This window comes from Congzhengia sp. (genome assembly GCF_037235575.1).
In the GTDB taxonomy this organism is placed as follows: Bacteria; Bacillota; Clostridia; order UBA1381; family UBA9506; genus Congzhengia; species Congzhengia minquanensis.
The window spans coordinates 1-15,680 of record NZ_JAXUNN010000027.1; the positions used below are offsets into that span (position 1 = coordinate 1).

Below are 15,680 nucleotides of genomic sequence, written 5' to 3' on the forward strand. Positions count from 1 at the left end.
AACGGCGCCGCTTTGTACCATTACCCAGCAAATGCCGTCTAACACTTGTTCCCCGGCTTCATGAACAGGCTGTGTATAAGATGTGTAAACCGTTCCGTCCGCCTTTGCCTTTACTCGGTACAGCCGTCCGTTAGATACCACCGTGTCCGACTTTTGCACCTTCATGCCAGTAAACCAGTCCCGCCATGCCCCCGCTAAAATCCGGCAAAAATATCCGGTGGTGTTTTCCGCATTTAGGTCGTGACAATTTTCCACAACGCCGTTTTCAATCCAGCCCAGCTCCGGATTTCCTGTATCATAGTCATGAGCATTTAGCGCAATGGCATCGTCAAAGGTTTGAAACACACCGTTTCTTATGGTAAACCGCTTGCCGCATCCCAAATGCACGCCGTCCTTATCACCGCGGATTTTCACATCATCAACCAACACATCCCGAAAGGTACAAATGTGTATTCCGTATTGTTTTTCCCCTAAATCCATACAACGAAAGCCCGTAATTTTTAAATCTTTCACATAAAAAAAGCCAAGCTGCCCCCGCAGGCCAAACACCGCAAAATCCAGGCAGTCCACCCCATTCACCATAATTTGCAGATTTTCAATTGAAATGTGATGGTCATATTGCTTTTTCAACGCGCCTTTGTTTAAAATTACATGGGTAAAGCCCCCGCAGTCGTTCACCTTTTTAACATATACGCCGTTTCCGCAGATAAGCGACGTGTCAGACCCAATATAAACCGTTCCGGAAAGGGCATATTCCCCCGGACAGGAAACCACAATCGTCCCGCCCGAATCCAGCGCTGCCTGAAGCGCCTTTTGGTTCTCCTGTCCGTTGTTTTGAGGCAGAAAACCCAGCTCGTTTGCATCTGTAAACATTTTCATCTCTCCCTTCTCTTTTCACCATTTTATCAAATTTGAGCGAAAAGTCAACTTGTTTCGTTGACTTTTTCAGCCCATGATACTATAATTAAGACAAAGAGGTGTGAAAGATGAAAAAAATATTAATCGTAATTGATTTTCAAAACGATTTTGTTACAGGCAGTTTGGGCTTTTCAGGCGCGGAACTGTTAGACCGGCCGATAGCAGAAAAAATTCGGCAATATGGCAAAGGAAACGTATTCTACACGCTGGACACCCATGAAGAAACCTATTTGAACACACGCGAGGGCAAAAACCTGCCCGTGGTACATTGCATAAAAAACACCCATGGCTGGGAAGTTTTCGGCGAAACCGGCCGGGCTTTAAAGGATGTGGAGGCAGTCGGATTTTGCAAAAACTCTTTTGGGCTTGACATTTCAGACGATGTGTTTAAAAAACTTCCAAAAGAGGCAGACGAAATTGAGCTGGTTGGGCTGGTTTCAAACATCTGCGTCCTCAGCAATGCCGTGGTGTTTCAAACAAAATATCCGAATGCAGCCATCACAGTGGATGCTTCCCTTACAAAAAGCGCCGACCCAAAGCTGCATGAAGCAGCGTTAGACGTTTTGCAGGGACTGCAGGTAAATGTAATTAACAAATAAAATTATGCCGAGCTATTTTAAATAGGCAGACACGAAAGAGGAAACCAAATGACAGATTCAATTCAAAAAGCTTGGGACTATTTATGGAGCAATTTGTTTTATGAAAAAACAAGTCTGTTTTATGACTACCGGGTATCACAGGAAAAAGACGGATTAATCAGCACTCTCCCCTGCCCTGAGATGGTGCGCAGACAAATTCCCAATCCCTGTGGCTGGGGAATTGGCATGGAGGATTCCGTAATTAACAACGCAATGATGCTGGATACTGTTGTTTCAAGATATCTTGTTACGAAAGACCAGGCATTAAAACCATATGCCGATAAATTATTTGCAGGTTTAAAGCTATGCGCAACGGTATCTGAGCGCAGCGGCTTCATTGTTAGGAGTGTGTCGCCTTTTGACGGCGTGTCCCACTACATAAACAGCTCAAGGGACCAATATACTCATTGGATATACAGCGCCTATCGTTTTTATGATTCGGGACTTTCAGACCGTGAGCAGAAAGAAGATGTGAAAAACATCTTAGTTTCCGTTGCGAAACGAATGGAAGCAGATGTAACAGAGGAAAATGACTTTCAGCTTTTGCGGGAAGACGGAAAAATTGGTATTGTACAAAAAATGTGGGGACAGCTGGGAGCCCACGAATATCTGCGTCTGCCTATGTTTTATGCCGCAGCTTTCAAAATCAGCGGTGACGACCATTGGAAAAAGATGTACCTATCATATCGTGACGAAGCAACCGTTCATTCCGAAAAAATTGATTACGAAAAGATTGGCGGTGTTTATCCCGTGCTTCAAATGCAATATTCCCTTGCATTGCTGTTTGACGCCGAAGACGATGAAATTTATAAAAGTAAATATAGAAATCTTATGAAACGTGCATCTGCGCATTACCACAGACAAGCAGTTTTATATTCAAAGGAGCTGTGCAAGCCAGAGCACAAAAACGATTTTTGCTATCAATACCGGGACTGGCGCTACATGCCAGCAAAGTTTGACGGATATATCGGGCAGATGCCCTACTACAATCCAAACCAGTGCTCTTTAGAGGAAAATCAGTCATTTTATCCGGTGAGGAATGTAGGTGATGCTGCCGCCATCGGTGCTTTGTGCGGCGATGCGCCCGATGATGTGATAAGTTCGGTAACAAATCTGTGTGACCGGATTGATTTTGACAATCACTACTCCAGCGCTCCTTTAAATTTGATAAACGCATTTTGGTTATTAAAAGAAATAAAAAAAGGAGATATGAGAAAAAAATCTCAGGAAATTTTGCGTAAGTAACGGCAATAAATTTTTAATAATACATATAACCGTTAATTGATACTCACACAAAGGACACGCCTATAAAAAATAAGTTAAATAAACAAAAGTGCATACAATATATCATTCTCTATCACGGAAACATATATTGTATGCATGCTATTTTTGCTCGCGCCCCCTAAGGGGGCGCGAGAATTGTTTTAATGCTTTCAGGCAATTTTGCTTAAAGAGCAATCATAATCCCCCATTTGACAGGTGGTTAGGATTTAACGCAAACCGTTAATCGCCTTATCCAATTCATCCAAATCCTGACCCATTTTATTCCAGTCATTTTTGCCGCTGGAAGACTTAAATGCATCGTAAGCATCTAACACTTTTTGTATTTCTTCCGCCGCTTTTGTTGGATCCGGCGCGTTGTTCTGAGCCGGAGGGGTAACATCCTCCCCATTGGGCTGCGTCGGTTCGGTGGTTTGCGTCAGGTGGCTGGGGTTCAGCCCGTCAGAGGTTTTTAAAACCTCTGAAAGCGCTTCCTCCAACGTCGGCGCCATGGCCACCGCGTCTTTATATGCAACAATAATTCGTTTCACCTCAGGAAGCGACGCATTGTTCTGCGACGTGATATACACCGGTTCCACATAAAAAATGGAATTTTCGAAGGGAATTACCAAAAGGTTTCCTCTTATAACCGTTGAGCCGCCCTGACCCCACAGCGTCATCTCACGGGAAATGTCCGGGTCGTTGTCAATTTTATTTTCAATCTGCATCGGACCGTAAACCGTGTTGCTTTTTGGAATGCGGTAAAGCACCATTTCTCCATAGTGCTCCGGGCTGCTTCTCAGCATTAAAATTCCCACCATGTTATATTTATCGCCAAGCACGTAGGGAATGGTCAAAACCAGCTCCGGTTCTGTTTCGCCTTCAATGGTAAACATATTGAAATAGGGCGTAACCGTCACTTCATTGTTCTGATATTTCTCTGTAGACACGCGCCAAACGTCCGACTGGTCGTAGAACTGTCCTGCATCGTCTAAATGGTATCTCTGATATACTTTCGACTGCAGGGTAAACAGCCCCTCGGGCACGGTCAAATGGTTTTTAATTGCTTCCGGAATGGGTTCGTCTGCAAACAGCGACGGGTATATCTTTTTATAGGTGTTCACAATGGGGTCGTCCGGGTCAATGATGTAAAACTTAACATCGCCGGTGTAAGCGTCTACAATGGCCTTAACGGAGTTTCTGATATAGTTTACACCATTAAAGCTTTGGGAATAAGGATATTGGTCAGAGTAGGTATATCCGTCCACCACCCATTTAATTGCGCCGTTGTCATCTACCATAATGCACGGGTCACCCTCATATTGAAAGAACGGAGCAACCATTTTCACACGCTCTAAGATATTGCGGTTAATTAAAATTTTGCTGCTGTTGTCAATGTTTCCGGAGAAAAACATTTTATAGTCGCCGTAGTAGATGGAAAAAAGCAGCTTTTTAAAGAAGCTCATCTGCACGCCGGAATCGCCGTCGTAGGTATATTCAATGTCCTGATAGCCTTCCGAGTAGTCTAACTCCTTGTTGTTAGAGCCAACAATTACATAGTCGTTGGTGCTCTCGCCGTAATAAATCCGCGGCTGGGTAATTTCCGGCATACCGTTTGTAGATTTCGGCGGAATGTCCTTAATTACAAAAGCAGGCTGCCCGTCTTCGGTAATTTGGTTAAAGGGGCTGGCAGCCACGCCGAAGCCGTGGGTGTAGCGAAATTTCTCGTTTGTGTAAGACCGGGCGGATTCCTCTAAATTTTCCTTATTTAACTCGCGGGCAGACATAAACACGCCGGTTAAGTTCCCGTCAATATTATAAGGAACCACGTCAATGTCGTTAAACGTATAATATTTTCTTAAATATTGCAGCTGGTTATAGGCCGTTAAACTTGCGCCAAAATCAATCACGCGGGTGTTTAAAAGCTCGTCTTTATTTTCGCGGATTACATCGTTTGTCAGCTGCTTGTTAAAGTCGAACTGCACTTCGCGAATGTCGTTTAAGCCAAATGCCTTTTGTGTTGCCTCCATGTTATGCTTAATATACGGCGTTTGATGGTTCCGCTCGTCCGGTGCAACCACAAACTGCTGCGTCAAGACAGAAACAAGCAGCACTGCCAAATAAATTGCAGGCACAGCCGCCACAAATCCAATAGACGCTTTATACTTTTTCCGCCACAGGAAAAACACTGCAAACAACACTGCCGCCAAAATAATATACGGGGCAAACTGGTAATACTTCAGCCAGATATTCGTTTCAATAAAACCTGCGCCCACAATGTCGCCGTTTCCGCCAAACTTGCCGTACATCAATCCTTCCGCCGCCAAACGGTAGGAGAAAATCATGGTGATGTAGTAAAGAAGCACGTTTGCCAAAACGTGGGTCAGCGCTCCCCGCTGGGTTATAACCATTTCTTTCACGTTCCGAATGCCACTCATCATAAACACAGCAACATAAACCACCGCAACTAAAATGGCTTGAAGCAGGAACACACTCTTAAGCGATGTGACTATGGTGTTAAAAAACGGCCGAATAAAAACGTAATAACCAATGTCGCGTCCAAAAAGCGGATCTACAGTATTAAAATCTGTGTAATTTAACGCCGTTAACAGCTCTACATATGCGTTTTCTCCCATAATCCCGCCGAAAACAACGGAAAACACCAGAGCAAACAGAAAATAGGGCCATTTCTTTTCTAAAAATGAAACGTTGGTGTGCTTAATAAACGCAAGCCTGCGCAAAACAAACAGGTTGATGGTTGCCGCGATAAAGACAATTAAAAATCCAGATGCAGACACCGCCAAACGGCAGAAAAAGTTTTTCCAGAAGATGTCTGTATAGCCGCTTCCAACCTCGTTTACCTGCCAAATGTCCATTACAAAGTTTAAAATCCGTCCGGCAAACAGAACCAGAAGAACCAGCGCGACAATTACAATGAGTAAAATCTTTTTCCCTCTTGTCATTTTGTCTTTGCCCTGTTTAAACTTTTCGGCCATATCTTTCGCACTGCCAAAGCCGTTAGGCCCGCCGCTTCCGTCGCTGCCGGCGCCGCCGAAGTTTCCAAAACCGCCAAAGCCGCCAAAACCGTTTTTCAAATCCATGAAATCACTCCTTCTTATGTTCTGCTATTCTTCATTTTCAGGAAACAGCGCTTTTGCAAACTCCTTAGGATCAAATTCCTGCAAATCGTCAATTCCTTCGCCCACGCCAATGAACTTAACGCCAATGTTTTGCTCCCGCGACAGCGCAATGATAACGCCGCCCTTTGCCGTCCCGTCCAGCTTGGTTAAAACTACGCCTGTAATGTGCGCCGCATTGGCAAATTCCTTTGCCTGAATCAGCGCATTCTGGCCTGTGGAGGCGTCTAACACCAAAAGTACCTCCGAGGCCGGCTTTCCTGTTTCCCGCTCAATCACCCGGGCGGTTTTTGCCAGCTCCTCCATCAGGTTTTTCTTGTTATGAAGCCTGCCTGCCGTGTCGCAGATTACAATATCCGCTCCCCTTGCCTTGGCGGCCTGAATCGCATCAAACACCACTGCCGACGGATCGGAGCCCTCCTTGTGCTTTACAATTTCAACCTCTGCCCGCTGGGCCCAAATTTGCAGTTGGTCGATTGCCGCGGCGCGAAACGTGTCCGCCGCCGCCAAAATCACCTTTTTCCCCTGGGATTGGTAATAGTGCGCCATTTTTCCAATCGACGTGGTTTTGCCCACGCCGTTCACGCCGATTACCATAATGACCGACGGCGAATCCTCCAAATGGCAAACAGAGTCTTGCCCCATTAAAATTTCAGATATTACGTTTTTCAGTTCAATTTTCAGCTCCGCAGGGTCTGTTATGTGCTTCTCCTTTGCCCTGGTGCGAAGCGCTTCAATCATATATACCGACGTATCCACGCCGATGTCCGCCATGATAAGCGTTTCCTCCAGTTCTTCAAACAATTCCTCGTCTACAGACTGAAATGCTGAAAAAACACTGTCCAGCCGTCCGAAAATCGCGTCACGGGTTTTGGTTAGTCCCTCTTTCAGTCTTGCAAAAAAGCCCTTTTTCGGCTTCTTTTCCTGCACGGTGTCCTCAATATAATCAACCGCTTCAATTGGTTCTTCCTCCGGTTGTGCAACAGTTTCAGAAAAGTCCTCCTGCGCGGCTGCTTCTTCCTGAGCGCCGCTTGCCTCCTCTTCCTCTGTCTGCTCCTGAACTTCTTCTAAAACCGGTTCGCTGCCCCACCCTTCAGGGGCTTCTTCCGGTTTGTCAAAGGCGTTTAACTTTTCCGCCTCGTTTAATACGTTTTCAATCAGATCTTTGCTTGTTTTTTCCTTTTTGTTTTTATTAAACCACTTAAACATGTCTTCTCACTCCGTTAACCTGTCTATTTCGACACAAACCCGTTGTCGGACTCGTGTTTTTTATCTCTCGTCATAAGCTCCTCCACCGCCTCTTTCGGGCTAGCCCCTTCAAACAGTACACGGTAGGCCTGCTCTGTGATGGGCATCTCAATTCCCAGCCGTTTGGAAAGCTTGTGTGCCTCCTTTGCGGCATAAACGCCCTCAACCACCATGTTTACCTCCTCCATGGCTTCTTTTACGGATTTTCCCCGACCAATCAATATCCCTGCCCTGCGGTTTCTGGAATGCATGCTGGTGCAGGTAACAATTAAATCGCCCATGCCGGAAAGTCCGCTGAACGTGGAAAGTGAAGCCCCCAGCGCCGTGCCCAGCCGCGCAATCTCTGTCATGCCCCGGGTCATCAGCGCGGCTTTTGCGTTGTCACCCAATCCCAGACCGTCTGAAATTCCGGCGCACAGGGCAATCACGTTTTTTAACGCCCCGCCCAGCTCCACGCCCAAAACGTCGGAACTGGTATATACTCGTAAATAATCTGTCATGAACAAGTCCTGAAGCATTTTTGCCGCAGTTAAATTGCGGCTTGCCGCAACCAGCGTTGTGGGCTTTTGTTTGGCCACTTCCTCCGCGTGGGAGGGGCCGGACAATGCGGCTACGAGGGCGTTGGGGATATGGTCTTCAATGGTCTGCGTCAACGTTTTCTGCGTTTCAGAGTCAAATCCCTTAGACGCACAGACAATAGCTGCGCCGCTTTCCACATACGGCCTCATTTTCCTTGCAGTGTCCCCCACAACTGCCGACGGCGTTACCATAACGATTACACTGCGTCCGCGCACCGCGGCTTCCAAATCGGAGGTAAATGTAATGTTGTCCGGCAAAATCAGCCCCGGAAGGTTCTTTCTGTTTTCTCTGTTGGTTTTTAACGCATCGCTTTCTTCCTGAAAATAAGACCAAAGGCAAACGTCGTTGCCCTTGTTTGCCAAAACTGCGGATATTGCGCACCCCCAGCTGCCGGAACCAATTACTGCAATTTTCATACCCCTAAATGCCTTTCTGCCCGAATTCATTCTGTCTGCGCCCTGCGGGCCGCAAGGTGCTTTCTGTTATTGTTTTGCCTTTTCACCGATTTTCGATTCTGTACCCGCCAGCAGTTTTTTAATGTTGCTTTTGTGACGCCAAATGCCCAACAGCCCCAAAAGAAGCGCTAAAACAATCTGCATTTTTTTATACAAAAGCGGCTCGCTGCTGTAAAACGCCAGTGCAAACAGCGGATATAACGCACAGCCGGCCAGCGATCCCAGCGATACATATCGGGTGAGCACAATGAGCATAACTCCCACGAACAGCACAATTAGCGCAATGCGCCAGTCTAACATAAACATTACCGCAACCGATGTTAAAATGCCCTTTCCGCCGCGAAATCCGAAAAACACGGGAAAATTGTGGCCCAAAACTGTGGTTAATGCCGCAATATACTTGCAGTAGGCCACAATATCCGGCCCCTGGCGGAACAAATAGGCCACCAGCCACGCCAGCAGAATAGAAACAACGGCCTTTAACGCATCGCCCAACAGCACGAACGCCGCCGCAGTTTTTCCCATTACGCGGAGCGTGTTTGTAGCTCCGGCATTGCCGCTTCCGTGCTGCCGTATATCATTTTTCTTCAGTTTGGAAAGTACGATAGATGTGTTGACGCTGCCAATGAGATAGCCCAAAACAGCGCTGATGAAAAGTGCCCAAACCATAAAACTCCTCCTGATTTATTCCTTGCTTCCTTTTGTTTTTTCATTCTTCCGTTCCCGAACAATAAACCGCACCGGCGTTCCCTCCAGGCCAAACACCCCGCGGATTTGATTTTCCAAATAACGCAGATAGGAAAAGTGCATCAACTCTTTGTCGTTTACAAACACAACAAAGGTAGGCGGGCACGTAGAAGCCTGGGTCATATAATAAATTTTCAGCCGTTTCCCCTTGTCAGACGGCGGCTGCACCTTCATGGTGGCCTCGCCCAGCACGTCGTTTAGCATGCCGGTTTTAATGCGCATGGAATTTTGTTCATGCACAAAATTGATCAGTTCAAACAGCTTGCCCACGCGCTGGCCCGTTAATGCAGAAATGTAAATCTGCGGTGCGTACAGCATGAAGCCCAGCTCTAAATTCACCTTTTCGCGGAACTGTTTCATTGTGTTTGTGTCTTTTTCAATCAAGTCCCACTTGTTCACCGCAATGATAGACGCCTTGCCCTTTTCGTGGGCATAGCCGGCAATTTTCGAGTCCTGTTCGGAAATGCCCTCATTTGCGTCTACCACAATCACACACACGTCGCAGTTGTCCACGGCGGAGAGGGAACGCAGCACGCTGTAGCGTTCAATCCCTTTGTCCACCTTGCCGCGTTTGCGCATTCCCGCAGTATCCACTAAGGTATAAGTCTTTCCATCCTTTTCAAAGCTTGTGTCTACCGCGTCCCGGGTGGTTCCGGCAACGTCGCTTACAATTACGCGCTCTTCGCCTAAAATTTGATTTACCAAAGACGATTTTCCCGCATTGGGTTTTCCCACAATCGCAACCCGGAGGGAGCCGCTGTCATCTTCGTTTTCCTGAAACAATTCCTCGGGAATTTTAGCAAACACTTCGTCCAGCAAATCGCCTACGCCAAGTCCATGGGTGGAGGAGATTGCAACAGGGTCGCCAAGCCCCAGGTTATAAAACTCATAGAAATCCATCGGCGGCTGGCCGCCGCTGTCTACCTTGTTCACCGCTAAAACCGTGGGTTTTCCCGCTTTCATCAGCATGGCCGCCACATCGGCGTCGGCCGCGGTTAACCCCTCGTGAATATTGGTCATTAAAATAACGCAGTCTGCCCGCTCAATTGCTATTTCAGCCTGGGTGCGCATTCCCTTTAAAATTTCGTCATCTGTGGCAGGTTCAATGCCGCCCGTGTCAATCAGCATAAAACGGCGCCCCAGCCATTCGGCCTCCATATAGATTCTGTCGCGGGTAACGCCGGGCGTGTCGTCTACAATCGACACCCTGGTTCCCACAATTTTGTTAAACAGCGTGGACTTGCCCACATTAGGCCGCCCAACAATTGCAACTGTCGCTTTTCTCATTGGTCTTTTCCTTTCTCTCAATACCCCAAAACCGCTTTTAAGAAGGCTTCGCCGTCATTTTTCACCGGCACTATTTTCATGTTCAGTCTTTTTTCCGTTTCCGAAAGCGTGTAATCGTCTAAGAACACGTCCTCGTCTGCTTTCAGCATCGATTCCGTAATCAGAACGCGGTCTGCTTGTTTATCCTGTAATGCGCGGATTAAATCAGAGCCGCCAAGCAGGCCCGAAACGGTCACTCTGCCGCCGAACAACTCATTTTTTATTCCTACAACTTCTATATTATTCATATTATATCGCATTTTTACGATATTTACCAGCTTTTTTATAAATTCATAGGAAATTTCTCCCGTTGCAACAACCGTTTTAGCCGTTCCCTGCGGTTTTAAGTCCGGCGCAAGTGCTCGCATAAACTCCGCCTCCATCGAAGCAATCATACCTACGCCGTTTTCAATTTGGGGAAAGTCCTCATATTCGCTTTCTTCCGGAAGCTCCATTCCGGCATTGATAAAAAACTCGTCTGAGGCATAAACAAACCGGGTGCCATGTTCTTTTAAAAACCGTTCCTGCAAGTTTTTTATCTGTCGGACAACGGCCGCGCAGTCCTCTTTTTCAAAGGGTACTAAGGGATAAAGTCCATTCCGGCACTTCGTCAGCCCCACCGGCACCACAGACACGCTTTTTGCATGTGGCATAAATTGGGCAAGGTCGCGGATTGTGCGGTCCAGCTCCTCCCCATCGTTAATGCCCTTACACAGCACAATCTGCATATTCATTTCAATTTCATAGTTGGCAAGCAGCTGAATGTGGTCTAAAATCTGGTTTGCCCGCTTATTCTTCAGCATGAATACGCGCAGATCCGGATTTGTGGTGTGAACCGAAATGTTCACCGGAGAGATTCGGTAGCGGATTAACCGCATAATATCCTCGATTTTCATGTTGGTCAGCGTCACATAATTTCCATAAAGAAACGAAAGCCGGGAGTCGTCGTCTTTAAAATAAAGTGAATCGCGCATTCCCTTTGGCATTTGGTCAATAAAACAGAAAATACACTTGTTCTGGCAGCTTTTTGGGCTGTCGAACAGCATATTTTCAAAATTGATTCCCAAATCTTCCAAATCCTCATTATAAATTTCAAACTCAAACAGCTCGCCGTTTCCCTTTAAAACCTCCATGACAATGTGCTCGTTGGTGGCTAAAAATTTATAATCAAGATAATCCGTGATTTTCTGTCCGTCAATGGATACAATCAGGTCGCCGGGGAGAAGTTCCAATTCCTCTGCAATGCTGCCTGGGTCCACCGACAAAACATATGCTCCGTGCTTCATTTCTTTCCTCCGTTAACTGTAAATGAGCGCTTTTTCCGCTAAAAATCGACGAAAAGTAAAAATAGAGAAGACTGTAAACGCCTTCTCTACCCTCTTTTTGTTTCAATTACGCTTCTTTTTTTACAACTTCTTTGCCGTTGTAATATCCACAAGCCTTGCAAACTCTGTGGCCCATAATCGGCTCGCCGCATTTCGGGCAGCTTACAAAACCGGGAATACTAAGTTTCCAGTTTGCTCTTCTTTTATCACGTCTGGCCTTTGAGGTTTTTCTCTTAGGTACTGCCATGTTTCACACCTCCTGAATGTATCACTTAAAATTTTTTAATTTTTCCCATCTTGGATCGATTTCGTCATCTTCACAGCCGCATGGCCCGTCGTTTAAATCTGCTCCACACTTTGGGCAGAGACCGCGGCAATCCTCACTGCAAAGATATTTGTATGACAAGTTAAGTAAAATATTACTCGAAACAATTTCAGACAAATCCACCGTGGTGCCGGAAAAGACAATCACAGAATCTTTGTCGTCAATTTCTTCACTGTTCTGCGTTAAGGTTTCGGTAAAATCAAACGACAGCGGAAGCTCTAATTCTTTCAAACACCGTGCACAGTTTGTATGAAACGTTCCTTCCACATGGGCGGAAAGTTCTAACACATCGCTGCGGCACACAATTTCACCTGTCACGCAGACGCCGTTTGAAAAAGTAACGCCTAAACCGTCCGCCGCATTTCCCGCGTCAACAGTTCCGGAGATGGTAAGACATGCGCCGTCGTTATTCAAAACGGTACTCAAATCGCAAATCATGCTGCTTTGCCGCCTTTCTGTTTCCCTGTGCCAAACATCAATTGCACAATGCAATTATATATTATACTAATTATCTTGCGAAATGTCAAGCTTTTTTTATAAATTAGAAAAGAATGGCCGCGCAAATTCTTCTGCGCGGCCATATTATCCTTTTATTTCACTTTTAAAAATTTTGTGCTCATAATCGCGCCGTTGTTATCTGTTATAGAAGCATAAACATAGGTTGCACCGGCGGGAATGTTCACCGTAACCGTTCCGTTATTTTCTGAATAGTCTGTAACGGCTGTCCAATTAATGTTCGAGCCGCCGTCTGACGGAAGCTCCGTGGTATTAATATAATACATCGTCACGCCCGAAATGGTTGTGCCCGACGGGATTTCGCAATCTGCCGTTAAAACGCCGTTTTCAGCCGTTGCACTGCTTATTCTGATATAAGGGTTGTTGCCCTTAAACATGTTGTCTGCAAAATCATAAACCTGTTGAATACTGTCGCCCGCCCCCTGTGAGTGACTCAGGCCATGGTGAATGCTTAAATATCCATCCTTTAATACGCCGTAGGTTAACGATGAGGAATTGATAGAGAAATGCTGGTCGGCATCGCTGTTTACCAACATAACAGGCATTTGGGCCTTTGCAGCAAAGTTTGCCGGATCCCAAGCAATGGATTGGCTTGCGCTGTCAAACTTAGAACCGAAATAGGTCTTGCACTGGTCTAAGTAGCCGCAGCCATAAACGGGAACAGCAAACATAAACCGGTTGTCAACACCGCAAACTGTTGTGGTTGTAATTCCGCCCCAGGAAATTCCGGTAATGCCGATTCTTGAAGTATCTACACGGCTGTCACTGCGCAGAAGCGTGTGTCCGTTGATAACGTTAATCACCGTTTGATACATCCCTGCGTTTTCAAAGTCTGCCGAGAAATCCCAGGGAGCCACGCCTGCGTATGGGTGTTTTTTCTTGCCTGAACCGCTGTAAGAGTTAGGATCGTCCTCCGGGCCGCAGCCGTATAAATCCATTGCAATTGCAGCGTAGCCTAAGTCGTTCCATTTCTTCACCCAGGATTGTTCCGCTTTCCCTATACCGCCGTGTACTAATACCATGGCAGGAACAGGATTTTCAGGCGTTGCGCCTTTTGGAATTCCGATATAGGCAAACACCTTGGTGTCTTTGTAGCCGTCATAGAAAATAGCATCAACATCATAGTCAGCGTCATGTATGCCATATTCCGCATAATTTTCGCCGTCGTTATTCAAAACGTTCGTTGCCGGTTCATAGGAAACGCTTGTTTCTAAAACGTTCTCTGGGAAAATCTTCGTTTCTACATAGGATTGTGCCTTCGATAAGGGTTCGAAACTTCCCTCTCTCATCAAAAACGCTTTCACGTAACCGCCCTCCCCTTTTAGGGTAATTTCTGTCTGAAACTCTTTTGTTTCGCGGTTTGCCATTTGCGACACGTCCACAGTTGTTTGAGAAACGCCAACCAGCGAGGTGTCGTTTGCATACTGTGCAATAATCAACATCATTTTATCGTCAGCTTCGCCCAGCTTTTTAACAGAAGCCACTGCATAGCCTTTCAGGCCCTCTGTTACTGCAAAAGGCATTCTGTTGCCGTCTGCATTTCGAATTGCAAAGTTCGTAATAACTGCTTCGTTTCTGTCCGCTTCTTCAAAAGTGAGGCTTCTAAGGTTACCCGCGCCTACTTCCTGGGTATAGCGGATCACGCTATGACCAGCCGGAATGGTTAACATTCCAGCAGATGCAACTGTTGCAAAAGCCGTGTAGCCCGAACTGGGCACACCAATATTTTCTTTTGAAATCTGTGTTTCGCCGTTAACCGAAGCAGAGAACGTAATGTTTTCTGAACTTGCCATGTCGATTAACATACTTACAGTTCTTTCTTCTTCTGTATAAACATCATATTCCACCCAGGACGTTGCCCGCATGGTGGCGCATTTTTGTCCGCCTGCTGTGTAAAAACCTGAGTTTGCCTCAGCCGGGAAGAAATATTCCGGCACGCGGTTTTCCTGCACCCACGCTGTAAACACACCCTCTTGGAAACTGTCGGCAAGAGCGAACTGAACAGAATCCATAACAACCGCATCTGTAGAGCCTGCGCCCAGCGCAAACGTCACTTCGTTCATGCCGCGGTTTAAGTTTACAACGCCGATAATGTGCCCGTCTGTGCAGGTATAGCTGCCGCCGTTGTCAACCGGCGCTTTCTCAATCTGTTTATAACCGTTAACCGCAACGTCAATAGATTGGCCGTCTGACGCTGCGCCGTATCTTGCGGTTATCAGATAGCTGATTGCCTTTTCGGTATAAATGCTGATTCCAAAACTTTTTGAGCCTCTTAAATTCATACACCAAGAATAGCTGCAGTCAGCATCGCCTTCGGTGTATCCATTCATGGAGCTTACCATTGTTGGGCTAATGTCATAATTCAGCGCACCGTTTACAAAATCATCTTCAAGCTTATTTTCCAGAGTGAACGACTTAACAAAAGCAGCCTTACTTGTTACTTCAAGCCGAACAGTTTGTGCGCCTTCTTCTAAATACAATTTTCCAATATATCGGTCCTCATACGAGGTATATGAGCTTGTAACCTCTACGGTTCTAGACGTCGACTTGCCGCCCACCGAAGCCTTTAATGTTAAGCCAGTTTCATACTGCGAACTTGCTCCCAATTTAACGGTCACGCCATACCAACCGGCTTCCTGCACAGTAATTTCCTTTTCGACCCAAGAGTTGCCGTTAGCATTTCCCCTCATAATGATACATTCAGAATTATCTGCTGGATACCAGCCGATTGGGGAACTTCCAGCACCAATGTCAAAATTGTCAACATCTTCCGGTTTTGTGGTGGGAATGTGATACTGATATACATCTTCCAATTTGGTCAGCGTAAACGATATAATCAAAATTCCATTCGGTCCTGCCGGTGAACTAAATTTAATTACATTTGCTCCGGGTGCCAGCGTTATGCTGCCAAGCTCATGGGGATCACGCGCTTTATAGTCACCCGTGTTTGCAAGCGTTACATTTTCAAGCTGCGAAACATCATTTACCGAAACGCTCATCTGTTCACTGTCTGATATTGTTCCAGCGTTTACTGTTAATTGATACCGCGCAGCAGATTCTGTATGTACGGTGTACTCGAAATATTTATCCTTGCGCAGCACCATACAATAATCATATTGGTCATTTGATGCCGCTGTTGTTGCGGTGATGGTGTCTTTATTCACTGCAAACGTCATCGGGTCAGCTGTAATATCCTCCTGCGCTGA

12 protein-coding genes are annotated in these 15,680 nt (G+C 46.2%); 2 read left to right on the top strand and 10 right to left on the bottom strand.

Features of this window, described 5'->3' with window-relative positions; genetic code table 11:
- The coding region (locus WIG73_RS05370) for a hypothetical protein (protein ID WP_337399592.1) at positions 1–873 on the bottom strand (873 nt) is incomplete at its 3' end.
- 113 nt (positions 874–986) lie between these two features.
- On the opposite strand from WIG73_RS05370, the gene WIG73_RS05375 reads away from it, so the two are divergent.
- Both WIG73_RS05375 and WIG73_RS05380 read left to right on the top strand, forming a co-directional pair.
- Positions 987–1,517, top strand: coding sequence for an isochorismatase family protein (locus WIG73_RS05375; RefSeq protein WP_337399593.1), 531 nt, complete (start codon positions 987–989; stop codon positions 1,515–1,517).
- A 48-nt stretch (positions 1,518–1,565) separates the two neighbouring features.
- Positions 1,566–2,801 (top strand): hypothetical protein, encoded by a 1,236-nt coding sequence (locus tag WIG73_RS05380; protein ID WP_337399594.1) that lies wholly within the window; start codon positions 1,566–1,568, stop codon positions 2,799–2,801.
- A gap of 245 nt (positions 2,802–3,046) precedes the next feature.
- On the opposite strand, the gene WIG73_RS05385 is transcribed toward WIG73_RS05380, so the two are convergent.
- From WIG73_RS05385 to WIG73_RS05425, 9 genes are all read right to left on the bottom strand, one after another.
- Complete coding sequence (locus tag WIG73_RS05385) at positions 3,047–5,917, bottom strand: UPF0182 family protein (protein WP_337399595.1); 2,871 nt, start codon at positions 5,915–5,917, stop codon at positions 3,047–3,049.
- A 24-nt stretch (positions 5,918–5,941) separates the two neighbouring features.
- Positions 5,942–6,883, bottom strand: a complete 942-nt coding sequence (gene ftsY, locus WIG73_RS05390; RefSeq protein ID WP_337399600.1) for a signal recognition particle-docking protein FtsY — start codon at positions 6,881–6,883, stop codon at positions 5,942–5,944.
- A gap of 302 nt (positions 6,884–7,185) precedes the next feature.
- On the bottom strand, positions 7,186–8,196 hold the full coding sequence (locus WIG73_RS05395; protein ID WP_177679611.1) for an NAD(P)H-dependent glycerol-3-phosphate dehydrogenase: 1,011 nt from the start codon (positions 8,194–8,196) through the stop codon (positions 7,186–7,188).
- Positions 8,197–8,262: 66 nt separating this feature from the next.
- Positions 8,263–8,904: a glycerol-3-phosphate 1-O-acyltransferase PlsY gene (gene plsY, locus WIG73_RS05400; protein WP_337399596.1), complete on the bottom strand. Its 642-nt coding sequence runs from the start codon at positions 8,902–8,904 to the stop codon at positions 8,263–8,265.
- A 15-nt stretch (positions 8,905–8,919) separates the two neighbouring features.
- Positions 8,920–10,269, bottom strand: a complete 1,350-nt coding sequence (der, locus tag WIG73_RS05405; RefSeq protein WP_337399597.1) for a ribosome biogenesis GTPase Der — start codon at positions 10,267–10,269, stop codon at positions 8,920–8,922.
- Between the two features lie 17 nt (positions 10,270–10,286).
- The gene (locus WIG73_RS05410) at positions 10,287–11,594 is read right to left on the bottom strand and encodes a DUF512 domain-containing protein (protein WP_337399598.1); all 1,308 of its coding nucleotides are present in this window, start codon (positions 11,592–11,594) and stop codon (positions 10,287–10,289) included.
- A gap of 106 nt (positions 11,595–11,700) precedes the next feature.
- A complete protein-coding gene (gene rpmF / locus WIG73_RS05415; protein WP_177680030.1) occupies positions 11,701–11,880 on the bottom strand; it encodes a 50S ribosomal protein L32 in 180 nt (59 codons plus the stop codon).
- Between the two features lie 21 nt (positions 11,881–11,901).
- A complete protein-coding gene (locus tag WIG73_RS05420) occupies positions 11,902–12,396 on the bottom strand; it encodes a DUF177 domain-containing protein (protein WP_177680031.1) in 495 nt (164 codons plus the stop codon).
- A gap of 152 nt (positions 12,397–12,548) precedes the next feature.
- On the bottom strand, positions 12,549–15,680 hold a 3,132-nt coding region (locus WIG73_RS05425), incomplete at its 5' end, for an acetylxylan esterase (protein ID WP_337399599.1).